We start from the raw sequence: 24308 nt of genomic DNA on the forward strand, positions 1-24308 counted from the left end.
TGTTGCAGGTTTACCCTGCACAAAAACTCGCCTGATTAACGGCGCTGGATATACGTCAGGGCCAAAGCGCCTGCCAGTACCAGGCCTTTGATAATGTCCATGGCGTAGTACGGCACAGAGATCATCACCAGCCCGTTTTGCAGCACGCCAAGGATGACAGCGCCCAACAAGGTTCCCAGCGCATTGGGTTTACCGGAGCCTGCCAGGGAAAAGCCAATCCAGGCGGCAGCCACGGCGTCCATCAGGTAGCCACTGCCTGCGTTTACCTGGGCTGATCCAATGCGAGATGCCAGTAAAATCCCGCCCAACCCGGCCAGTAAAGAGGCCAGCACATAGGCCAGCACGCGGTAGCGTGTAGTGCGAATACCAGACAGCCTCGCTGCTTCCGGGTTACCGCCAATGGCATACATCCGCCGGCCGTGGGTGGTCAGTGAAAGGCCAAGCTGCGCCACTACCGTAACCACCAGCATGATGATAACGATGACCGGCACCTGCCCCAGTTGGCTGAAGCCCGCTGGGATCAGGCCTTCAGCCATATCTCCGCTCGGCAACACCATATTCTCAGTAATGGAACCGCCGTAGCTGTAAGTCATCGCCACGCCCTGAATCACGAACAGGCTGGCAAGGGTTGCCAGCATGTCGGGAATTTTCAGAACCACAATCAGGAAGGCATTAAACAGCCCAACCAGGCAGCACAACGCCAGAGTGATAACAATCGCCTGAGTGGTGTCAAAGCCGTACCAAACAAACAGGGAAATCACCAGCGCATTGGCCAGTGAAGCCGTTGAGCCGACCGATAAGTCAAATCCCCCAACAGTGAGTGACAGCGACACCCCCACGGCAATAACAGTTACAATGGCGATAGAACGCAGAATATTGATGATGTTATGCGGGTCGAGAAAGTTATCGGTTGTAATCCCAAACAACCCAATCAGAGCCACAACAGTGAGCAACATTCCCCACTTGTAGAAAAAATCAAAGAGACGCTGGCGCCCGGGGGCCTTCGCTTCAAGGGACAGGGCTTTACTCACGCAGGTGTTCCTCCAGTGGAATACATCAACAAAATTTCTTCGCTGGCCTCACGACCATCCAGTTCAGCCACAATGCGCCCATCCCAGAGCACACAAATTCGGTCACACAACCCAACCAGCTCGGCAAATTCGCCACTGGCGTAAATCACCCCTTTGCCCTGACCCGCAAGGCCGGATATCAGGGTAAACAGATCGGTTTTGGCCCGAACATCCACCCCTTTGGTTGGTTCATCAAAAATCAGTACATCGGCATTGCCTTTCAGCCACTTACCAATCGCCACTTTTTGCTGATTGCCGCCGGACAAACGGCGCAATACCTGATCTGGCCCGTTAGTGCGCACACCAAGGCGCGCAATCACCTCTTCCGCCCAACGCCAGGCAGCACCGAAACCAAACAAGCCGCCGCGGGAAAAGTGTTTATCCGCGCTGACTGACAAATTCATGGCAACCGGTTCATCAATAAAAACACCTTCTTTGCGCCGCTCTTCCGGCACCAGCGCAATACCCCGGGAAACTTCACGCGCCGGGCTTACCGGCCGCCATTTCTTACCACGCAACACCCCGTTAGCCACCTGGCAAGGTGAAGCACCGAACAAGGCTTTGCACAATTCCGTTTTGCCCGCGCCCGCCAACCCGGCAATACCCAGGATCTCGCCCTCGCGCAGGGTTAAACTGATATCGCGTAACAGATGCTCATCATTCAGCCCTTCAACCGCCAGTAATGTGCGGGCATCAGCTTCCACACCCGCCCGTTCCGGATAGAGGTTTTCCAGAGTGTGGCCCAGCATTTTCTCTACCACTTCCTCACCAGACAGCGATGCCATTGCCCCGGTTTCAACCAGGCGGCCGTCACGTAATACCGTGAGCGTGTCACAAATAGCTTTAAGCTCATGAATGCGGTGGGAAATAAACACCACACCAATTCCCTGAGCCTGAAGCCGCCGAACCACGGCAAACAGGCGATCACTTTCATGCTGGTCAAGGGGAGCGGTGGGTTCATCAAGGATCAGAAAACGGCAATGGTGAGACAGTGCGCGCGCGAGCAACACATGTTGTTTCTCAGCAAGGGAGCAATGATCAATGGGCTTTTTCACATTCAGGCTGACATCCAGTTGGGCCAGTGCCGCACGCGCCTGCTGCCAGACTGAACGCCAGTTAAACCTGTGCCCGGGCGCGGCCAGGTGGTCGAGCATGATGTTTTCACCCACACTCAAGCCTGGCACCAATGCAACGTCCACTTCCTGTTGAACCAGGTGAATGCCCAGTTTCTTTGCATCACGCGGGGTATGTAATTGCACCGGTTCGCCATCAAGGAGAATCGCCCCTTCATAGTGCGCCCAGATGCCAGACAGCACCGCCATCAGGGTTGATTTTCCGGCACCATTCGCCCCTGTCAGCGCATGGACACTTCCCCCTTTAAGGGTGAAATCCACGTTCTGCAACGCATTGAAACCACCAAAGCTGATGGAAACGCCACGCATTTCAACCTGATGAGGTTGTGCCATAAATGTCAGTCTCTACAAAATAAACCAAATAATTGAGTCTGATGACAGACCTCATGTCCGCACAGAACAAGAGGATGTCACCCGATAAAAAGCCTGGAAAATCAATTCATTGATTTTCGCCCGCTAACTAAAAAGAAGGAAAAACCACGCTTTTTCCTTCTTTTTCATCAATCTGATAATTCATGGTATTTTTCATATTGCCCCTTCCATGACAATGAATGAAATGGCATAACATAAAGCGAAATGTTATTAGCCATCTGGACATCCAGACATAATATTGGGCAGATACCATAAAACAGAGACGATTCCTTTTATCCCCACACGGAGAACGGACGAAAATCGCCTGAACACAGACAGGAACCGAATATATGCAACAGACCGACATCCGCGTTGTACCAGGCCCGGCAAATTACTGGTCCCAGCCCGGCGCACTGAATAAACTTGCCAGCCACTATTCGCATGAACAACTGGCCCATGCCGTATGGGTTTACGGTGCGAAAGCCCTGCAGGCAGCCACCCCATTTCTGCCCACTGAATTTCACCTGGATGGCGCTAAAAAATTACTCAGCGCCGGGCATTGCAGCGAAAATGAAGTCACACGGCTGGCAGATGCTGCCGGTACAGACCGCCAGGTTGTAATTGGTGTGGGTGGTGGCACGGTTCTGGATACCGCAAAAGCACTGGCCCGCCGTTTGGGTTGCCCGCTGGTTGCCATTCCGACAATCGCCGCGACTTGTGCTGCATGGACACCGCTTTCTGTGTGGTATAACGATGCAGGCCAGGCGCTGCATTTTGAAGTGTTTAACGATGCCAACCACCTGGTTCTGGTTGAGCCCCAAATCATCCTTCAGGCTCCGGCAGAATACCTGCTGGCAGGCATTGGCGATACCCTGGCGAAATGGTATGAAGCGGTTGTGCTGGCCCCCCAACCGGAAACCCTGCCGCTCAGCGTACGCATGGGTATTGCCGCCGCGGAACAAATTCGCGACGTATTACTTGAACAAAGTGAACAGGCGCTGGCAGACCAGGCTGGCGGGGAACTGACCCGCGCATTTTGTGATGTGGTGGATGCCATTATTGCTGGTGGTGGGCTGGTGGGTGGGCTGGGAGACCGTTACACCCGGGTCGCTGCCGCACATGCTTTCCACAATGGGCTGACAGTTGCCCCGCAAACCCACCGTTTTCTGCACGGCACCAAAGTTGCTTACGGGATTCTGGTGCAAAGTGCCCTGCTCGGCCAGGACGATGTCACTACGCAATTAATCACCCTGTTCCGCCAGCTCCACCTGCCTGTTTCACTGGCTGAACTGGATGTGGACATTCATAACCAGGCACAAATTGATGCGATTATTGCTCACACCCTGCGCCCGGGCGAATCCATTCATTACCTCAGCAGCGAACTGACACCAGCACACCTGCAGGCGGCACTGGAAAATATCGAAGCCAGAACCCGCTAACAGCGTCTGCTAACCATGGCGGCCTGCGTAAACTTATTACGCGCAGGCCGCCATAAAACGCAGCCTAATATCTTCCATGGGCAAATTTCTGCCAATAATCACCAGCCGTGAACAGGCTGTTTCGTTCTCATGCCAGGGCGACCCATAATCAAACCCCACCACGCTGTGTATTCCCTGTACCACCAGGCGTTCCGGCTTTCCCACAACCGCCAGTACACCTTTATAACGCAACATATCCGCCCCCCAATTTTCCACGCACCAGTTCATAAACTCACCTGCCGCATGCAAATCCAGCCAGCCGGCTTCAAGCACCAGAGACGAAATCGCGTCATCCCAGTGCCGGGTTGCTCGTGGCCGTGAAAGTGGCTGGAAGCTTACCGCTTCGCTCAGTTGTGGCCGGGCAATAAAAAAACCACGCTGCACCGTGGCGTCATCACTCAGAGTGAAGGCGGCCAGATCAAGCCATAACTCAGCCGGGCAAACGCCATTGGTCACCTGGTAAATCGTGGCGCGCGGGTTGATACGGTTAAGGCGTGCCATTACGGCATCACGCTCTTCTGGCTCCACCTGGTCACCGTGGGTGACTAAAATTCGGTCGGCAAAACCCACCTGAGAAACCGCCACCGGGTGTTCATCCAGTTGCCGGTGAATGTGTTGCGCATTCGCCAGGGTAACCACGGCATCCAGTTGCAATGACTCACGCAAGCGTTCATCCACAAAAAAGCTTTGAATAACCGGAGCCGGGTCAGCAAGCCCTGTGGTTTCCACCACCAGCCGGTCAAAACTCAACTCACCATTAGCCCGCTTATCCAGCAGTCCATGCAATGCTGCCGTAAACTCCCCACGCACATTGCAACACAGGCAACCATTGCTTAACTCCACAATACTGACGTTTTCGCGCGCTTCCAGTAACGCACCATCAATGCTCACCGGGCCAAACTCATTTTCCACAATCGCAACGGCACCCGCTTGTGGTTGCTGCAAAAAGTGGTTGAGTAAGGTGGTTTTCCCTGCGCCAAGAAATCCGGTCAACAGGGTGACGGGTACAGTTGTCGATTGCATAAATATCCTGTGTTAACAGCAGCGTGGGCCACCATTCCCGCCATAACGGGCATCCTGGCGCTCACGGAAAAATTCTTCATAACTCATCGGCGTTTGTTCAGGGTGATTAAGCCGCATATGCTGTACATAGTTGTCATAATCCGGCACCCCTACCATCAGTTTGGCTGCCTGGCCCAAATACTTTCCGGCTTTTGCCAGGGTATCAAACATGTTTCCTCCTTCCGCCTGCCGCGGCAATCAGAGGGGCGGTTGCCCGCCCTTCAGATTAATGTGCGTTACGAGCCGAATGGGTTGCTAACGGAGCTTCTGGCGGCATGGCCTCCCACGGCACTTCATTCACAGTGGGTTTATCACTCTTCAGCGCTTTCAGGCAGCAGCGCAGCGCAAACCAGGCCAGCACCACCACAACCACCATGAAAAACAGCGTCAGCCCGGCATCAAGGCGGTTGTTAAATACCAGCCGCGCCAACTGGCCTTCTGTGTATTTCGCCGGAATAGCCCCGGTGTCGAGCATGGTCTGGAATTTGTTGGCAATGGCCAGGAAACCAACTCGCGGGTCACTACTGAAGGTTTTCACCCAACCGGCAGACAGTGTGCAAATCAGCAACCAGGCAGTCGGCACCAGCACAACCCAGGCATAACGCTGGCGTTTCATTTTGAACAGCACAACCGCACATAGCAGCAGCGCCATTCCTGCCAGCATTTGGTTGGCTATTCCGAACAACGGCCAGAGCGTATTAATCCCACCCAGGGGATCAACAACCCCCTGATACAGGAAGTAACCCCATGCCAGTACACACAGGCCAGTGGCAATCAGGTTAGCCGGTAATGAGTCCGTGCGTTTAAGCCCGGGCGAAACCAGGCCCAGTAAATCCTGGAGCATAAAGCGTGCCGAGCGGGTACCTGCATCCACCGCAGTCAGGATAAACAAGGCTTCAAACAGAATAGCGAAGTGATACCAGAAGGAGACATCCATCAGGCCACCCAGCGCGCCATGGAGGATATAAGCCATACCCACCGCAAGCGTTGGAGCACCACCAGCACGGGAAACAATACTTTGCTCTCCCACTTCACTGGCAATGTTATGCAGAATATCCGGTGTTATCTGGAAGCCCCAACTGCTGACCACCTGGGCGGCCGACGTCACCACATCAACTGTGCTGTCCGGAACCAGCACCGCAAGCGGGCTGTTCATGGCAAAGTAGACACCCGGGTCAATCACACAGGCCGACACCAGCGCCATAATTGCCACGAAGGATTCCATCAACATGCCACCATAGCCAATAAAGCAGGCCTGGTTCTCATTCGCCAGCATCTTCGGCGTGGTACCAGAAGCAATCAGCGCGTGGAAACCAGACACCGCGCCACAGGCAATAGTAATAAACAGAAACGGGAACAGATCTCCGGCCCATACCGGCCCGGTGCCATCAACAAAGCGAGTCAGAGCGGGCATTTTCAGTTCAGGGCGAACCAACAAAATACCGATAGCCAGGCCAAGGATGGTGCCAATCTTGAGGAAGGTAGACAGATAATCACGAGGAGCCAGCAGCAGCCAAACGGGCAGTACTGCGGCAATAAAGCCATACACGCCCAGCATGATAGTCAGTTGCACGCCCGTGAAATCAAAGAACACCGACCATGTGGGGCTTGCAGCTACCCAGCCACCGGAGATAATGGCGAACACCAACATCACAAGACCAATAACCGACACTTCGCCAATCCGGCCAGGGCGCAGATAACGCAGGTACACACCCATAAATAGCGCCAGCGGAATGGTAAACGCAACGGTCCAGGTCCCCCACGGGCTGTGAGTCAGAGCCTTCACCACAATCATCGCCAGCACCGCGAGGATAATCACCATAATCATAAAGCAGGCGACCAGCGCGATAACCCCGGCGGTATTGCCCATTTCCGCTTTAACCAGTTCCCCCAGAGAGCGGCCATCACGGCGGGTAGAAACGAACAGCACCATAAAATCCTGTACTGCACCGGCCAGCACCACGCCCGCCAGTAACCACAGCATGCCGGGCAAATACCCCATTTGCGCGGCCAGTACCGGGCCAACCAAAGGCCCCGCTCCGGCAATTGCGGCAAAATGGTGGCCGAACAACACTTTTTTATCCGTCGGGACATAATCCAGCCCGTCGTTATGGCGCACGGCGGGCGTCATGCGGGTGGCATCGACCGACAGGACTTTATTAGCAATAAACAGCCCGTAATAACGGTAAGCAATTAAGTACACACAGGTTGCCGCCACGACAATCCATAATGCATTAATTTGCTCACCCCGATTTAACGCAATGTAGCCCAGAGCAAAGGCACCCAATAGCGCCAGTATGCCCCAAACAAGGTGTTTCCCCGTGTTATTCATAGGGTTTCCTTTTTTATTTTCACAACAGAGGTTTGACAGAGGATATGTGCGCTTATTTGACCTGCTTTGGTGGGTAAAAAACGCTGCCGGGATCATGCTTTAAGTAAAATGTTAAATAAAATGAAAAAGAATGTGATTTCGATGTAAATCACAAAACACTGTTACATCAGGACATAAGCAAAAATGCTTTCGGGGCTTGCGCCGCAAAAAAATAAAAATGAAAATGAGATTAATTTTCATTACATAGAATGGCGATATTGTGAAACAACCTGTCTTGCTTTTCTTCTCTTGCCTGATGGTGCTGCTGTCCTGCTCTGCCCAGGCCAGTGGATGGCCCCGCACATTCACTGACAGCAAAGGAGCTCATACACTGGCAAAAGCCCCGCTGCGCATTGTCTCTACCAGCGTCACGCTCACGGGCTCGTTACTGGCGCTGGATGCACCAGTCATTGCCAGTGGTACAACCAGGCCTGGCAACAAAGTGTCTGATGAACATGGTTTTTTGCGCCAGTGGGGAGACATAGCTGTTCAGCGTAATGTCCAGGCCCTTCCCCCGGGAGAGAGCAACCCGGAACTTATTGCCACCCTGCACCCGGACCTGATTCTGGTGAGTGCGACAGGCCTTGATTCAGCAATGGCTGAGTGGGATAAGCTGTCAAAAATCGCGCCAACCATAGTGATTAACTATGGTGACCAAAGCTGGCAGGAATTACTGAGCGAACTGGGGCAACTGACCGGGCACGAACAGCAAGCAAAAGCGCGTATTGCCCAGTTCAATGCGCACCTTGCAAAGGTAAAATCTGCGATTAAATTGCCGCCTCAGCCCGTAAACGCCATGGTGTGGAATGCCCACGCTTCACTGGCCAATATCTGGACAACGGTGTCCGCCCAGGGGCAGTTGCTTTCCCAGTTGGGGTTCACCCTGAGTGAACCCGGCCAGGGTCAGCGTATGGTCAGCCAGCGAGGCAAACGCCAGGATATTATTCCGTTACAAGGCGAAAACCTGGTGGTCGGGTTATCGGGGCAAACATTTTTGCTATTTGCCGCTAACCAAAAAGATGTGGCCTCGGTAAAAAGTAACCCACTACTGGCCCACCTCCCCGCAGTTGAAGCTAACCGTGTCTATGCCCTGGGTGGGGATAACTTCCGCCTGGACTATTACAGTGCCAGCCACTTACTGGACACCTTAGCGAAGTTGTTCCCCGCCAACTAATCCTTGCTAAACCTCCGGCCCTGCACCTGCTAAACGTTACGTAAACCGTGGCAGGCAGGGCCACAAATCCCTGCCAGTTATTTGATTCAGAACAATTAATATGCAATAAAAGCATAAAACAGTAAAAATAATGAAAACATTATTGATAATTATTTCTATTTGCAATAGCGTGTTGCTCGCTGCTAATTGCAGTGCCTGTAGCACTTATAAAAAATAAGGCGTCTTGCTGGCTGCCGGATTTTGCCAGACAAGCCGTTCTGCGCACTTTCACGCATTTTGCTGCCCGGTTTCCGTGGGACGGAGCCTGTACCGGCAGCGAGACGAGCAGGAACTCAACATGATTAAAAAACGCTATACACTGGCCACGCTGGTGCATCTGGGAATTTATGGTTTTGCGCTTCCGGCTTCGGCAGCCGACAGTACGACACAAGAAGACACCATTGTTGTCAGTGCAGCGGAGCAAAACCTTCAGGCCCCGGGTGTTTCCACCATTACTGCTGAAGAAATCAAAAAACACCCCGCCGCGCGCGATGTGTCAGAAATTATCCGCACCATGCCGGGTGTCAACCTGACGGGTAACTCAACCAGCGGCCAGCGTGGCAACAACCGCCAGATTGATATCCGCGGTATGGGGCCAGAAAACACACTAATCCTGATAGATGGCAAACCGGTAACCAGCCGCAACTCCGTGCGCCTGGGCTGGCGTGGTGAACGCGATACGCGTGGTGATTCTAACTGGGTTCCGGCAGAAATGATTGAGCGCATTGAAGTGATTCGTGGCCCGGCGGCTGCGCGTTACGGCAATGGTGCGGCTGGTGGTGTGGTCAATATCATCACCAAACCCAGCTCCAGTGAATGGCACGGCTCATGGAACACCTATTTCAACGTCCCACAGCATAAAGATGAAGGCGCAACCAAACGCACCAACTTCAGCCTGACCGGGCCAGTTGGTGGTGACGTAAGTTTCCGCCTGTGGGGAAACATGGCGAAGACACAGGCCGATGCCTGGGACATCAACCAGGGCCATGAAGAAAACCGCACTGGCACCTTTGCCGGTACTTACCCCGCCGGGCGTGAAGGCGTCATCGATAAAGACATTAATGGTCAGTTGCGCTGGCAGTTCGCCCCTATGCAGTCACTGACTTTCGAATCCGGTTACAGCCGCCAGGGCAACCTGTATGCAGGCGACACCCAGAACACCAATACCAGTGCGCTGGTAAAAGAAAACTATGGGAAAGAAACCAACCGCCTGTACCGCCAGACTTACTCCCTGACCTGGGCAGGAGCCTGGGATAACGGTGTATCCACCAACACCTGGGCGCAGTATGAACACACGCGCAACTCACGCCTGAGTGAAGGGCTGGCGGGCGGAACCGAAGGGTTATTCTCCAGTAACAAATTTGTCGATATCGACCTGAGCGATATCCTGCTGCACAGTGAAGTGAACATTCCGCTGAACCTGCTGGTCAACCAGACTCTGACTCTGGGTACCGAATGGAACCAACAGCGGATGAAAGATAATGCGTCGAATACCCAGGCATTGTCAGGTGGCAGCCTTGATGGTGTATCCAGCACCAACCGCAGCCCATACTCCAGTGCGGAGATCTTCTCGCTGTTTGCCGAAGACAACATGGAGCTGACTGACAGCACTATGCTGACCCCGGCGTTACGTTTTGATCATCACACCATTGTGGGGAATAACTGGAGCCCGTCACTGAACCTGTCTCAGGCACTGAGCGACGACTTTACGCTGAAACTGGGCATTGCCCGCGCGTATAAAGCACCCAGCCTGTACCAGACCAACCCGAACTACATTCTCTACAGTAAAGGCCAGGGTTGTATGGACAGCTCAACAGCCTGCTACCTGCAAGGGAATGCGGACCTGAAAGCCGAAACCAGTATCAACAAAGAAATTGGTTTAGAGTTTAAACATATGGGCTACCAGGCCGGGTTAACCTGGTTCCGTAACGATTACCGTAACAAGATTGAAGCCGGTTATTCCGCCGTTGGCAGCACAGGTTCCACCAACATCTACCAATGGGAAAACGTGCCGAAAGCGGTAGTTGAAGGGTTGGAAGGGACAGTGAATGTACCTGTTACTGATACAGTGGCATGGAACAACAACCTGACCTGGATGCTGCAGAGTAAAAACAAAGAAACTGGCGACCGCCTGTCGATTATTCCGCAGTTCACCCTTAACTCAACACTGAGCTGGCAGGTACGCAGCGATGTTTCTCTGCAAAGTACCTTCACCTGGTACGGGCGCCAGAAACCGAAGATGTATAACTACCAGGGAGAGTCGGTTTCAGGTAGTGAAAAGACCGAAGTCAGCCCCTACAGCATTATTGGCCTGAGTGGTACCTGGGATGTTAATAAAAACCTGAGCTTTACTGCCGGGGTGGATAACCTGTTTGACAAACGCCACTGGCGTTCCGGTAATGCGCAGACCACCGGTAACAGCAACACCAATTCCTATATGTATGGCGCAGGTGCTGCAACCTATAACGAATCTGGTCGTACTTTCTTTATGAGTATGAATACCCAATTCTAAGCCCTCACGGCGCCTGGTTCTCAGGCGCCGTTTTTATTCTGTTCAATTGTCATCCCCGTATTTCTCATACCTCAAGTTCAGATTACTCCCCACTCCTTTTTCAAAAAATCACCGTAAAATAACGCGTTATATGCCGTGCTGCTTGAACGCACTTGATTCCACTCACCGGCCGCACGCCATATACGCTTTGCAGAATCTGCTGTAACGCAGAACACAACAGGATGTATGAACATGAAAAAAATGATGTTAAGCGCCACTGTGTTGGCGATAGCCCTTGGTCTGAGCGGTTGCATCTGGCCTGGCCCACACCACCACCACCCGCACCATTCATCGGGGGATAACCGCGGCCCACAGATGCAGGATTACCACCACGGCAACCAGCAAGACGGCATGCGCCGCTAAACTTCGCTTACCCGGTTTTCCTTCAGGGGGAACCGGGTACACTCATCCCCCATCCCGCTATCCTTTTGATTTACCATTCGTGTGTTTTACGTACCTGCCTGCAATTTATGTGAAAAAACCTGTCTGCCTGGTTCCGCGGCGGTATAATAGTGCTTTCGGGAGTGTCTGTTGCCCGCCTTTATGTGACGGTGGTTATACCCGTTTAAAGGCGAACTTGCGTTAGCGGCATAAACCGTTAAAATTTAAGTAATTAGCAGCGTTACTCTGTACGTATTGTTCAACCCTGGTGCCAGTGCGCTCCCATTAATCACCTCAACAGGTTCTGGCTATGTCAATACCCACACACCGGCAGCTTATCGCCGTGGCTATCCGCTCTCCGGAAGAGGCTCTGCCTTTCCCGTTGGACCAAATCAAACAATCACTACTTGATGGCGTGACGGTGGAAGCACTGATGTCCACGCTTAACCAAAAAGGGATCCGCGCCTGGCGCGAAAGTGAAAGCGACCAGGGCGATGTTACTGCCTTCTGGATCCAGGGCGGTGGTGAGCAGGCGGTTCTTATTTCCTGCCAGTACGGCGATATCCCCATTCACTGAACCGGTGAAAATTCAGAAAAACGTTGCCCAGACCTGGTTATTCACTTTTTCTTTTTGCCTTCCTGCGCGTCCGGACGCAAAATAAAACAGTATTCCATTATGCAATGGATCCGTTCTGCGACAGGAAAGCCGCTTATGTCAGAGATTGTACTGCCCAGTATCAGTGAGTTTATCGCTCAAGTATCCCCCCTGAATTCATTACCCGTCAGTGCGCAGAAAACCATTGCGAGCCACTTGCGTATTCGCTACCTGGCGGCAGGAGAAACCCTGCCTTTCGATGCCAGTGAAGAAGAGCGTTGGCTGTATGTGGTGCGCACCGGGGCGCTGGAACAGCGCTGGCGGGATGGCGTATTGCGGGCACGCCTTGGCCCGGAAGATTTATTTGGCTTTACCTTTCTCGAAGGCATACCAGGCAACCCGGAAGATTGCTATAACGTGACAGCGTTGCAAAACACCCTGCTCTATCAAATTCCGCATTCTTTGTTGAAAAACCTGCTGAACAGCTACCCGGAATACGCCACCCATTTTTCGATTAACGCCCATGAGCGGCTGGGCTCAGCCATGAATGTGGTCTGGTCAAATGACGAAAAAGGGTTGTTTGTTCGCAAAGTTGCGGATGTCGCGAGCGATGTGATATCCGTCGTGCAGTCAGACACCACCATTCAGCAAACTGCCTGGAAAATGCGCGGGGTTGACCGGTGTTCCACGGCGGTGGTAATGGAAGATGGCCAGATTGTGGGCATTATTACTGACCGGGATATGTCCCTGCGGGTGGTCGCACAAGGGGTGGATGCCAGCCGCCCGGTCAAAGAGGTCATGACACCTTCCCCGGTCACTATTGGCCCGAACGAACTCATTATGCAGGCTGTCGCATTAATGATGCAGCACGGCATTCGCGGGTTGCCCGTGGTCAACCAGAACCGGCCAGTCGGGCTGTTAACCACCTCGCATCTGGTTCAGCATCACCGGGTACAGGCTATTTTCCTGATTGAAAAGATTAACCACTGCAATACGGTTGACGAACTGGCTGCGCTGGCCGTTGAACGCCAGGCGGTGTTTGAAGCGCTGGTGGAAGGCAACCTGCACAGTGAGAGCACGCATTTAGTCATGACCATGATTATGGATGCCTGCACACGCAAACTGATAAACCTGGCAATTCAGCATCTGGGCACCCCACCGTGCGAATATGCCTGGCTGGTGGCAGGCTCTCACGCCCGTAACGAAGTGCACATGATGTCAGACCAGGACAGTGCGCTGGTGCTGGCCGACACCGCAACAGAAAGCGACATTATTTGGTTCATGCACATGGCGATGTACGTCAGCAACGGGCTGGATATGTGTGGTTACCCACTGTGTACTGGCAACTATATGGCAGCCTCCCGCCGCTGGTGCCAGCCAGTGCATGTCTGGCAGGAATATTTCAAAAAATGGGTGCGCAACCCCGAATACAGCCAGTTGCTCAATGCCACAGTATTTCTGGAAACCCGGGCACTGGCAGGCAATGTTGCCTTGTGTGAAACAGTACAGCAAACGCTGCTCGATAGCATTGCAAAGAGCCCGGGCTTTTTACGCGCACTTACCCGTGATGCCGTTCAGACCAGCCCGCCACTGGGGATTTTTAATAATCTGGTGCTGGAAAAAAGTGGTTCAGACACCAAAACCCTGAATATCAAACGTTACGCACTGACGCTGATTATTGACCTGGCGCGTATTTATGCGCTGGCGGCAGGCTGTAGTGAAACTCGCACTGAAGTCCGGTTCATTGCCGCCAGGGATAAAGGCCTGTTATCACCGGACAGCTGTACTAATATTATCGACACTTTCCATTTTCTGACCCGCCAGCGCCTGTTACATCAGTGCCAACAAATTCGCCAGGGCCATCCGGCAGATAACCAGATAAACCCACAAGATTTTGGCAGTTTCGAGCGCAAACACCTCAAAGACGCGTTTCGGATAATTTCAGGTTTGCAGGATGCCGCGAAGTTGAGGTTTGTGAAAGAGTGAAGCTGCAATTACCCTGGTCCGGCACCGCTCTGGGGCTGCGCAAATTACACCGGCAACAGCAGCGCTGGCAACAAATTAGCGGGTTGCCTCCGGCATTACAGCGCCTGGTGAATACCCCCCTGCCTGGCGCAGATACCTTGTTGCACAATTATCCCTGGCTGGCGTTTGATTTTGAAACCTCCGGGATGAACGCCGAACAGGCACATATTTTGAGCATTGGTTTTGTGCCTGTTGTTGCCCGGCAAATAGCGCTGGATCAGGCACAACACCACTATGTCGCCTCTTCAGTTGAAATCAAAGAACAAACCGCCATTCTCACGCATATTACGCCGGAAATGCTGAAAAATGCGGCCGGTATCGATGAAGCAATGGAGCGGTTATTCACCCACCTGGCCGGTCATGTAGCCGTGGTACATGGCAAAATGGTCGAGGCCCGTTTTATCAACCATTACCTGGTGACGCGCTATGGGCTGGATACACTGCCCGTTATCTGGCTGGACACACTTGAAATGGGGCGTCAGCACCAACGCCTGCAACAGGATGGCAGAGAAGACTACCGCCTGGCCTCGTTACGCTCTCGCTGCGGCTTGCCTCCCTACACGGCACACAATGCGTTGAGTGATGCTGTCGCAACAGCCGAACTTGCTATGGCTCAACTGGCCTGCCGTTTTTGCAACACCCCGCCAACTATTGGCGACATTCTTGGTTAGCAACGGGGGTAACCTCAGTTTTCCCGAGGTTACTCATCGAATTACCTTTCACTTCACACCATTAAATTAAAAAAATAAAAATACTTACTTTTCATTACGTTACAAATGAAAATATTCATGACCTGTGTCATTTTGTTTCCTGGTTATCTGCCCACAATAGCGGCTCCACAACATGGAGAAAAGATAAAGGAGCCTTATGTCCGTTTCCCCCACTCAAGATGAACCTGCAGTGACCCCAGGTGCCTGGCTGGCACTGGCCTTTGCCGTGATATTTTTCTCCGGCATTGCCAGCGGTAACAGCTGGTACGGAATTTTTGATTTCACTACGTTAAACGGGGCCTTTGGCCGGGTGGTTTCTGGTGCGCAACTGAATGATGGCACGCTGACCACCAGCACTATAAGCTTTCGCGGTGTTGGCGGGCATGGTGCAATGGACGGTTTCCTGTTTGCTCTTGGTCTGATACCCGCCGTGATGTTTGCGCTGGGGATGATAAACGTCCTGGAGCACTACGGTGCATTACGCGCTGCCCGCCGTTTACTCACCCCACTGCTGCGCCCCTTGCTCGGCTTACCTGGCCATACCGGGCTGGCACTGATTGGCAGCCTGCAAAGTACTGATGTCGGGGCGTCATTAACCCGCAACCTCGCTGAACAGGGCGAAATCAGTGAGGACGAGCGTGATGTCTTCGCGATGTTTCAGTTCTCAGCAGGTGCCATGCTGACCAACTTTTTTGGTTCTGGTGCGGTGTTGTTTGCTCTGGTGGCAGCAGACGGCTCGGTAGTCGTTCCCGCCTCAATTGGTAGCTGTATTGCCGTGATGTTTATCATGAAAATTGTCGGCGCAAATGTAATGCGCCTGTGCCTGCTTACCCGCCGGGGTAAAGCCGCAACCCCACCGTTAACCAGCAAGGAGAGCTGAAATGTCGACAACCCCGCGCCCTATGGTGACAGACATTTTTATTGAAGGTGCCCGCAAAGGCTGGACAGTCGCCACTACCAGTACATTACCAAATGTGGTGATGGCGTTTATTCTTATAAAAGCACTGGAAATTACCGGAACCTTGTCTCTGATAGGCAAAGTGTTCGCACCTGTAATGGGGGTGTTCGGTTTGCCTGGTGAAGCCGCTGCGGTTCTGATTGGCGCCTGGATGTCTATGGGCGGTGCCATTGGTGTGCTTATTGGTCTGTTTGAACGCGGTATTCTGGCCGGTGAGCATATTGCGATTCTGGTGCCCGCCATCTATCTGATGGGTTCGCAGGTACAGTATCTCGGCCGTATTCTTGGGGTAATTGGTACCCGCGCGGCGCGCATACCGCTGATGATTGGCATCTCATTACTTAACGCTTTCCTCGCTATGTGGTTAATGCGCATCATTCTCTGACGATAAGGATACTGAATATGGATATGAACCATTACACCAGTCTGCTCAGCCAACTGGTCAATATTGATTGTGGCACCCAGACACCACAAGGTGTCGCAACAGTAGCAGCACGGCTTTGTGCCTGGTGGCAGGAGGCTGGCTGGTTTACCCGCACAATAGAGCTGGATGAAGCCTGTGGGCCTGGGCTGCTGGTCACTAACCGGCATGAACCTGCACACTACGACGTGCTGCTTATTGGCCATATGGACACCGTTTTCCCACCGGGCACCGCGGCTCAGCGCCCAATGAGTGAAGATAACACGCGAATCTATGGCCCCGGGGTTTCCGACATGAAAGCCGGGCTGGTCAACATCTTCTTCGCCCTGAATAACCTTTCCAAAGCAGACAACGAACGGTTGTCGATTGCCGTTGCCATGAATCCGGACGAAGAAATCGGTTCTCCCTGGTCTCATCAATGGCTGAGCGAACTGGCAAGCCGCGCCCGTGTTGTGCTGGTGTGCGAAGCTGCCCGGGCAGATGGCTCACTGGTCAAAGCGCGCAAAGGCGTGGCAACCTGGGAAATACAATTCGCCGGTGTCGCGGCGCATGCAGGGAATGAACCAGAAAAAGGGCGCAGCGCAATTACAGCACTGGCACACACGGTACTGGCGGTTAACCAACTGGCTAATTCAGATGCCGGCACAACAGTGAATGTGGGTGTTATCCGTGGAGGGGATGCGCCTAATATTGTCGCTGCCAGTGCCACTGCGGCAGTGGATGTCCGTTTCTGGGAAAACAGTGATTATGAAAGGGTGAAAGATGCTCTGCTCACACTGTGCAGCCAGCCGGGGTATAACGGCGTGTCATTGTCTGCCCATTGTCTTGCCCATAAGCCCGCCATGATGCCAGGCGAAGCAACCCAGGCGTTAATGCGCCATATTGAACAGGCTGGTGAGCAGTGTGGCGTACCCATTACCTGGCAAGCCGTTGGTGGGGGAAGTGATGCTAACTTAACCGCAGCATTGGGGATCCCAACAATAGATGGGCTGGGGCCAGTAGGCGGTGGTTTCCATTCACCCGAGGAATACCTGGAAAAGGCGTCCATTGCACCACGAATCGCGCTCTTAGAGGAAATTATCAGCAGGTTACCTTGTGGTGCACAACAGTAGAAAATACTGCTAATTCATTAATATTATCTATATGTGCTATTTTAATCTAAAAATAATTGTAATGAAAAAGTATTAGTCTACTACCAGTTTAAGTAGCCCTTGGTGACAAGCCACTTAAATCGGTTACAATACCAGCGAATAACATAAAAATTAATCCGTGAAAATTGCCCGGCCATTGGCCGGGATTTTTTTTGCCCTGCCGTGGCAGAGAACAAATAAAGTAAAACAACCACAAAATTTTGCGCAAAAATGTCTGTTCAGGCCGGGTGTATATTTAACCGGGGAACGCGCCGTATTACAGCCCCGCTCCCCGGCAATTGGCTATGTTAAAACGATTCCCAGTCCCCACCCGCGCTGACTTCTGTGCGGCTGGATTTCTTCACCGGTGAGCTGAGTGCAGCTTTAGGTGCAGAATGGCTCAGGTTTGCCTGGTGCCCAACGTTGTCTCTCTGGTCTGCAGACAGGCGGAATTTCGCTACAGAGCGCTGCAACCCTTCGGTCTGGCGCTCCAGTTCTGCTGCTGCCGTCGAAATCTCCTGAACCAGTGAGGAGTTTTGCTGGGTGACGCTATCCATCTGGGTAATCGCAATGCCCACCTGAGACACGCCTTTACTCTGCTCTTCAGAAGCATTGGCTATCTGCTTCATTATTTCGGTGACATTAGAGACAGCTTTAACGATATCCCCCATGGTGCTGCCTGCTTCATCTACCTGGCGGGAACCGTTATCCACACGCTGTACCGAATCACTGATCAGCGCTTCAATCTCTTTTGCAGCCCCGGCACTGCGCTGCGCCAGGTTGCGTACTTCGCTGGCTACCACAGCAAACCCACGCCCCTGCTCCCCGGCCCGGGCTGCTTCAACCGCTGCGTTCAGTGCCAGAATGTTAGTCTGGAAGGCAATACTGTTAATCACATTGGTGATTTCAGCAATTTTCTTCGAACTTTCGGAAATCCCCTGCATGGTACTGACCACATCCCCTACCAGGCGGCCACCTTTGCTGGCAGTTTCAGAAGCCTGCTGCGCCAGTGCACTGGCATGGTTGGCGTTTTCCGCATTGAGTTGTACGGTAGAAGTGATTTGTTCCATACTGGCTGCGGTTTCCACCAGTGCTGCGGCCTGCTGCTCAGTGCGCGAAGAAAGGTCGTTGTTGCCTGAGGCAATTTCCGTCGCCCCCTGCCAAATATTCTCCGTACCCGAACGAATGGCGCTGACGGCAACCCGCAGGCTGTCCTGCATTGCACTGAGTAATGGCACCAGTTTTCCTACACAGTTACGCCCTTCATCCACCAATGGTTGGCTCAAGTCCCCTTCGGCTATAACCCGGAAATGCTCGCGAATGCGGTCCAGCGGTTTAACCAGGAAGCGCACTAAATAGCGGTCAGTAAACAGCAACAACGCCAGGCCAATCAGCACGGCAATAATAATGATGGTTTTGGTGACCGAAGTCAGGTGAGCCACTTCTTTGCGTGTTTCATCAAGCTGAGCACCAGCGGCCTTATTGTAACTGGTTGCCGCAGCGCCAAAGGCACGGCTTAGCGCAGGTGTCACGTTATGCGCATGGTTGCGGTATTGATCCGCAGTACCAGAACGTGCCAGCTCCATTTGCGGCGCAACGCCTGCTTCATACAGTTTTTGCCATGCGTCAATCACCTTATCGGAAGTCTCTTTATCCATAGGACCTGGCGCGCCTTGTTTAAAGACAGCCAGTTGATGCGCCATGTTATCCAGCGCCTCTTTGACTGGCCCAAAATCGGCTTCTGTCGGCATTTTGCCTTCAGCTTTGTTTTCCATTAAACGGGTCAGGCGGGTAATAAAGCGGAAGTATTGATCATTACCACGGCTCAGCGCATTCATCTGATCCGCCAGTAACTGCCCTGTGGTATTCCCCTCAGTCTGCTGGTCAAGAGAGTAGACGCTGTACGCGCCCACGCCGCACCACAGCAGGCAAAAAAGCCCGAGCACCCATAACATGACGGCTCGTATAGTAAAGTTTTTAAGAAAGCCCATATTTGCACCTTGTTACTGGTTATTGATCAATAACGACTTCATAACATCTGAAGGGGTTATCGGCACCCGGTGCAGAACATGTAACTTATTTTTTTATCGTCACGATGTAATTTGGCGACTGCTCACAAATTACAGCCAAAACATAGGGAAATCAGGTCAGCCGGTGTTGTTTATCCGGATGCATTTTCTCTGGGCAATTGCTGTCCCCGGTCATCTGGCACAGCTCAATTTCAATCGTATTGCATATCGCATCCAGAGCGAGATCGTTCGCTTCCGTTCCAAAAGGTTCTTCCAGCTCTTCAGCCAAAGTATCCAGCGAAATAAAGGTATAAGAGATAAAAACGGAAACCAGCGGGGTAAAGACGTGGATCTGGTTGATCAGAGCAAAAGGTAACAACGTACAAAATGCGTAGACAGTGCGGTGCAGGATCAATGAGTAGGCAAACGGCACTGGCGTATTGGCGATGCGTTCGCAGCCGCCCAAAATACCAGAAAGCTGATTCAGATGCGCATTCAGGTTCTGGTAGAGAATATCGGAAATTTTCCCGGCGCGGCGTGCTTCTGCCACCCGCTCTCCCATGATTAACAACAACCGGTTACAGGGGGTTTGCTGGGCATTCACTAATGTGGCTACCGGCGGTTCAACAAACCGTTGTAACACCTCTTCTACCGGTTTATGGCGCAACTGGTAATTAAGGCAATAACAAAATGCCAGCAAGTCGTTTTTCAGGCTTTGCGGGTAGTGAGTGTCGCCGGGAAATAAAGTTATAACTTCGCGCATTAGTGAACGGCAATTAATCAGCAGGCTGCCCCATAATTGGCGCGCTTCGCAATAACGCGCCCATGACGCACTGTTACGGAACCCAAGAAAAATCGCAATCGCGATGCCCAATAAGCTGAACGGCGCGAGGGTTATTTTAACATGCAGGCTTTCATACCAGCTATATACCCCAAGCAATACCAGGGATAACAACAAGTTTAATAATAACCGTGAGTATATTTTAGACATCACGGAACCGTGCCACGCAAATAACCGCGTGAACCAGTGTTGGTGTGGGCGAACAATCATAATTAGTCAGTCTGTGTCAGTGTACGCGAAGCGTCTGTTTATTATATGCAGGCCAGGTAACGCTAGCACAGGGGCACGTTCAACTCTAGCCAAAAAGCTAAACGACTTATGTCAGCCAGCCACATTAAAAGAGGAAATCATGAGTAGATAAAAGGGGATTATTTGAGTGCTTTTTCCCTGCCTGCCAACCTGCAACATAATAACCAGAGACAATGCCCATACAGCAGATAACAGACCATAAATGGGTAAAAAACCATTTTTTTAGCTGACATTGTTATTTTTACGACAATTTCTTAGAGCAATTACGTGGTTTTAACCACAGAAACAGAAACACATAACCAACAGACTGGCAACATCCCCAATACTTCCTGCCACAAAAATAATCCCCTTATTTTTAAACAGGAATACCCTGATTAGGAACCCTGTACTTTGCCAGAAAGAGAATAAAAAAAGCCTGCTAAATAGCAGGCCAAGTCTGATGACTTATCGGTGAACCGCAGAAGACTCACCGCATTACTTTTCTTTAGTGGTGAACGGATAATGCATCGTAACCTTTCCAGCGGTAATTCAGCATCGACACTATCCAGCAGAAAATAAACAAGCCGACCACAACAAACCCGGCATTGCCTAAATTATCATTGAGTAAACTCACGATATTCCAGAAACCGCCCTGTAAATCCAGTTTTTCCATAACCAGGCCCAGTGCTTCCATACCGCCAATAAACAGCGCAACAATTACGGATGTAGCGGTAATCGTCATATTGTAATAGAGCTTACGTTGGGGTTTGTTAAATGCCCAACCATATGCGCCAACCATCACGAAGTTATCCAGCGTATCAATCAATGCCATCCCACTGGCAAATAGCGCCGGGAAAACCAGAATTGACCAAATCGAAATACCATTGGAAGCAGACGCCGCAGAGATACCCAGCACACCAATTTCCGTTGCGGTATCAAAGCCCAGGCCAAACAAGAAGCCAACAAGATACATCTGCCAGCTATGGGAAATTAACCGAAATGTCCGTTTAAACAACCAACTCATGATGCCGCCGCCAATCGCATCTTCCATGGCGTTGTTCACAGGCTCGCCGCGTTTCAACCGGCTAAATGCGTGCCATACCCCACGTAAAATCACCAGATTCACCAGGGCCATAGCCAGTAAGAACACGGCAGAAACCGTTGTGCCTATTACACTACCGGTTTCATGAAACCAGTCCATTTTATGCTGAAACGCTGCCGCAGTGGCTGCAATAGCAATCGTGGCAAGAATCACAATGCTGGAGTGCCCCAGCGAAAACCAGGCACCCACACCAAGTGGACGCTTCCCTTGCTGCATCATCTTGCGGGTGACATTGTCGATAGCGGCAATATGGTCAGCATCCACGGCATGGCGTAAACCATAGCACCAGGCAAGCAAACTGGCGGCCATCAGCGCCGGGCTGTGGCTGAAAGAGATAAACGCCCAGCCCCACGCGCCAAGGTTAGCTAATAACAAGGCACTGACCAGTGACACGGCGCGCCCATCCAGATGAGACATTTTCGACAACATAATAGGTTCCTGGTTATCCCTGCAACCGGGCAGCCGCAACCAGCGCCTGCCCCCATGAAAGTGCGCCGTCTCCTGCAGGAAGATCATGGGGAAACAACACACGATAATCGCCAAGCCAGTGCAGAAGGCGCTGGCGAAAAAGCCGATTGTGAAAAACGCCGCCAGCACAGACGACCGTAGAAATACCTTGTGCCCGCGCGTGCAATCGCGCCAGTTGGGCGAAGCCCTGCGCCAGAACATCATGAAACACCCAGGCTTTTTCTGGCACCGTTGCATTCAGCGCCAGAAAAGCGGGCCAGAAAGCAGCAAGCCCCAGCGTATTATTCTCCACGGGTAAGGAAATGGTGTGCCGGAAACCCGAGCACTGCAAAGCCAGTGCTTCAAGGCTACAGGCCGCTTCCCCTTCCCAGGTTTGCTGGTCTGCAACACACCCCAATGCTGCCGCTACTGCATCAAATAACCGCCCGGCAGAAGACGCCAGTGGCGCATTAATTCCCCGGGCAATCGCTTTTTCCAGCACCGACCAGGGGTGTGCCAGCAAACTGGCACAGTGCGGGTTGCTCTGCCAGCCGGGAACAAAAGCCAGGCATTGTGCGAGAAAATTACGCCATGGCTGGCGTGCGGCCAGGTCTGCGCCGGGTAATGCAACCGCTGGCAACCCACCCAGGTGGCGGCACTGGCGGTAGTCCACCAGCAAACACTCCCCACCCCACAACGCGCCATCACTGCCCATACCAATACCGTCCAGGCTGAGCCCTATCACCGGTTCGGTTTCCCGTGGCAGACCATGCTCCCCCATACATGCGGCCAGGTGCGCATGGTGGTGCAATACCGTTTGTACCGGCAGGCCCATTTCACAAGCGAGGGAATAAGCACGGTAACCTGTATGCGCATCGGCAACGATATGCCGGGGTGAAAAGCCATAGACTTCGCACATCACGCGCCAGGCCTGCCACCATTGCTTCTCCACCTGAGGGTCGTGCAGGTCACCTAAATGCTGGCTGATAACAGCCTGGTTACCACGCACCAGGCAGAAGGTATTTTTAAGGTCGCCCCCGAGGCTCGCCAGCGGTTCAACAGCGGTAAATCCAGGCGGTAGCAGTAAGGCATCGGGCACAAAGCCCCTGGCCCGGCGCAGCATCGCACCGTCTGCAGCCAGTACTGAATCATCCATCCGTTGCAGGATGTCGCGGTTATGCAGCAGGAAACCATCAGCAATATCAGCCAGGTCGCTACAGGCTTCCTCATTACTCAAAACCGGAGGCTTACCGCTCAGGTTGCCGGATGTCATCACCAGCGGGCGTTTCACACCCTGCATCAATAAATGCTGGATGGGGTTGGCTGGCACCATAACCCCCACTTCGTTCAACCCAGGCGCAATGGCGGAACACAGGTGGTTAACCTGGGTTTTATCCACCAGCACAACGGGTGCCGCCGGGGTTAACAACAGTTCCTGCGCACTGGCGCTCAGTGATGTGGCATCTGGCAGCATCACCGCCAGTGGCTTGCCCGGGCGCTGTTTGCGCTGGCGCAGGCGCATCACTGCCTGCTGGCTGGTTGCGTCACAGGCCAGGTGAAATCCGCCCAGGCCTTTAACTGCCACAATTTCACCACGCAACAAACAGGCGACAGCCTGCTGCAGTGCCTCTTCCCCTGCCAGTGCGGGTTCCCCGCTACGCTGCCAGGAGAGTTGAGGGCCACATTCCGGGCAGGCGACCGGCTGAGCATGGAAACGCCGGTCAGCCGGGTTCTGGTACTCGCTTTCACACACACTGCAGAGCGGAAAATCGGCCATAACTGTATTTGGCCGGTCATAAGGCATCGCCCGGATAATCGTGAGACGCGGGCCACAGTGTGTACAGTTGATAAAAGGATAGCGATAACGGCGTTCAAGCGGGTCGTTCATTTCAGCCAGGCAGTCCGGGCAGGTTGCCGCATCCGGGGCTATTTGCGTCACCATTGCGCCCTGTGTTTCGCTCTGGCGAATGGCAAACCCCTGCGGCTGTGCCCCCCAGTGAAAGGGTGACGGCTCAATGCTGTCAATCCGTGCCAGCGGAGGGCAATCGTGATGCAGCCCGTTAACAAACGCCTGGCTGTCGCCATACAGGCGCACCAGCACGCCAGCGCTGTCATTGCAGACATCGCCAGCCAGATTCAAACGTTGCGCCAGTTGCCAGACAAAGGGACGAAACCCCACACCCTGAACTTTGCCGCGAATGCGTAAACAAATACCGTTATCGCTCATCTTCT

At 52.8% G+C, this 24308-nt stretch carries 19 protein-coding genes; 10 read left to right on the forward strand and 9 right to left on the reverse strand.

Going from position 1 to position 24308, the window contains the following annotated elements; translation table 11 throughout:
- Nucleotides 1-35 precede the first annotated feature (35 nt).
- Together DES37_RS12660 and DES37_RS12665 are read right to left on the reverse strand one after the other, a co-directional pair.
- Nucleotides 36-1031, reverse strand: coding sequence for an ABC transporter permease (locus tag DES37_RS12660; protein ID WP_036109613.1), 996 nt, complete (start codon nucleotides 1029-1031; stop codon nucleotides 36-38).
- Nucleotides 1028-2536, reverse strand: a complete 1509-nt coding sequence (locus DES37_RS12665) for a sugar ABC transporter ATP-binding protein (protein WP_036109616.1) — start codon at nucleotides 2534-2536, stop codon at nucleotides 1028-1030. The genes DES37_RS12660 and DES37_RS12665 overlap by 4 nt, the downstream gene beginning before the upstream one ends.
- Before the next feature lie 368 nt (nucleotides 2537-2904).
- On the opposite strand from DES37_RS12665, the gene DES37_RS12670 reads away from it, so the two are divergent.
- Nucleotides 2905-3993 carry an oxidoreductase gene (locus tag DES37_RS12670; protein ID WP_110026011.1) on the forward strand — a complete coding sequence of 363 codons (1089 nt, stop codon included), beginning with the start codon at nucleotides 2905-2907 and terminating at the stop codon, nucleotides 3991-3993.
- A gap of 36 nt (nucleotides 3994-4029) precedes the next feature.
- Here the strand turns inward: DES37_RS12670 and DES37_RS12675 are convergent, their stop codons facing one another.
- From DES37_RS12675 to cstA, 3 genes are read right to left on the reverse strand one after another with little or no spacing between them, the layout of a single operon-like run.
- Nucleotides 4030-5055: a CobW family GTP-binding protein gene (locus DES37_RS12675; protein ID WP_110026012.1), complete on the reverse strand. Its 1026-nt coding sequence runs from the start codon at nucleotides 5053-5055 to the stop codon at nucleotides 4030-4032.
- A gap of 12 nt (nucleotides 5056-5067) precedes the next feature.
- Entirely contained in the window at nucleotides 5068-5265 is a 198-nt protein-coding gene (locus DES37_RS12680) for a YbdD/YjiX family protein (RefSeq protein ID WP_036109624.1), read from the reverse strand.
- 55 nt (nucleotides 5266-5320) lie between these two features.
- A complete protein-coding gene (gene cstA, locus DES37_RS12685) occupies nucleotides 5321-7426 on the reverse strand; it encodes a pyruvate/proton symporter CstA (protein WP_110026013.1) in 2106 nt (701 codons plus the stop codon).
- A 295-nt stretch (nucleotides 7427-7721) separates the two neighbouring features.
- Here cstA and fepB point away from each other — a divergent pair, with 295 nt between their 5' ends.
- The 9 genes from fepB to DES37_RS12725 all read left to right on the forward strand — a co-directional run bounded on the left by fepB (nucleotide 7722) and on the right by DES37_RS12725 (nucleotide 17431).
- Nucleotides 7722-8639 (forward strand): Fe2+-enterobactin ABC transporter substrate-binding protein, encoded by a 918-nt coding sequence (gene fepB, locus DES37_RS12690; protein WP_110026218.1) that lies wholly within the window; start codon nucleotides 7722-7724, stop codon nucleotides 8637-8639.
- 337 nt (nucleotides 8640-8976) lie between these two features.
- Nucleotides 8977-11190 (forward strand): TonB-dependent siderophore receptor, encoded by a 2214-nt coding sequence (locus tag DES37_RS12695; RefSeq protein WP_110026014.1) that lies wholly within the window; start codon nucleotides 8977-8979, stop codon nucleotides 11188-11190.
- 231 nt (nucleotides 11191-11421) lie between these two features.
- Nucleotides 11422-11592, forward strand: coding sequence for a hypothetical protein (locus DES37_RS25645; RefSeq protein ID WP_160173970.1), 171 nt, complete (start codon nucleotides 11422-11424; stop codon nucleotides 11590-11592).
- A gap of 328 nt (nucleotides 11593-11920) precedes the next feature.
- Nucleotides 11921-12187 carry a hypothetical protein gene (locus DES37_RS12700; protein WP_051691374.1) on the forward strand — a complete coding sequence of 89 codons (267 nt, stop codon included), beginning with the start codon at nucleotides 11921-11923 and terminating at the stop codon, nucleotides 12185-12187.
- 135 nt (nucleotides 12188-12322) lie between these two features.
- Complete coding sequence (locus tag DES37_RS12705; RefSeq protein WP_110026015.1) at nucleotides 12323-14191, forward strand: putative nucleotidyltransferase substrate binding domain-containing protein; 1869 nt, start codon at nucleotides 12323-12325, stop codon at nucleotides 14189-14191.
- Nucleotides 14188-14901, forward strand: a complete 714-nt coding sequence (locus DES37_RS12710) for an exonuclease domain-containing protein (RefSeq protein ID WP_110026016.1) — start codon at nucleotides 14188-14190, stop codon at nucleotides 14899-14901. Before DES37_RS12705 ends, DES37_RS12710 begins: the two co-directional genes overlap by 4 nt.
- A 196-nt stretch (nucleotides 14902-15097) precedes the next feature.
- The gene (locus DES37_RS12715; RefSeq protein WP_110026017.1) at nucleotides 15098-15820 is read left to right on the forward strand and encodes a nucleoside recognition domain-containing protein; all 723 of its coding nucleotides are present in this window, start codon (nucleotides 15098-15100) and stop codon (nucleotides 15818-15820) included.
- A gap of 1 nt (nucleotide 15821) precedes the next feature.
- Complete coding sequence (locus tag DES37_RS12720; protein ID WP_036109644.1) at nucleotides 15822-16283, forward strand: YjiG family protein; 462 nt, start codon at nucleotides 15822-15824, stop codon at nucleotides 16281-16283.
- Between the two features lie 17 nt (nucleotides 16284-16300).
- Nucleotides 16301-17431, forward strand: coding sequence for a M20 family metallopeptidase (locus DES37_RS12725; protein WP_110026018.1), 1131 nt, complete (start codon nucleotides 16301-16303; stop codon nucleotides 17429-17431).
- A gap of 326 nt (nucleotides 17432-17757) precedes the next feature.
- Here the strand turns inward: DES37_RS12725 and DES37_RS12730 are convergent, their stop codons facing one another.
- The 4 genes from DES37_RS12730 to hypF all read right to left on the reverse strand — a co-directional run bounded on the left by DES37_RS12730 (nucleotide 17758) and on the right by hypF (nucleotide 24303).
- Nucleotides 17758-19440 (reverse strand): methyl-accepting chemotaxis protein, encoded by a 1683-nt coding sequence (locus tag DES37_RS12730; RefSeq protein WP_036109651.1) that lies wholly within the window; start codon nucleotides 19438-19440, stop codon nucleotides 17758-17760.
- A gap of 151 nt (nucleotides 19441-19591) precedes the next feature.
- Nucleotides 19592-20509: a bestrophin family protein gene (locus DES37_RS12735; protein WP_110026019.1), complete on the reverse strand. Its 918-nt coding sequence runs from the start codon at nucleotides 20507-20509 to the stop codon at nucleotides 19592-19594.
- 523 nt (nucleotides 20510-21032) lie between these two features.
- Complete coding sequence (locus DES37_RS12740) at nucleotides 21033-22058, reverse strand: HoxN/HupN/NixA family nickel/cobalt transporter (RefSeq protein WP_036109657.1); 1026 nt, start codon at nucleotides 22056-22058, stop codon at nucleotides 21033-21035.
- 13 nt (nucleotides 22059-22071) lie between these two features.
- Nucleotides 22072-24303, reverse strand: a complete 2232-nt coding sequence (gene hypF / locus DES37_RS12745; protein WP_110026020.1) for a carbamoyltransferase HypF — start codon at nucleotides 24301-24303, stop codon at nucleotides 22072-22074.
- Nucleotides 24304-24308 lie beyond the last annotated feature (5 nt).

Origin of the sequence: Mangrovibacter plantisponsor, from assembly GCF_003182475.1 — a bacterium.
In the GTDB taxonomy this organism is placed as follows: domain Bacteria; phylum Pseudomonadota; class Gammaproteobacteria; order Enterobacterales; family Enterobacteriaceae; genus Mangrovibacter; species Mangrovibacter plantisponsor.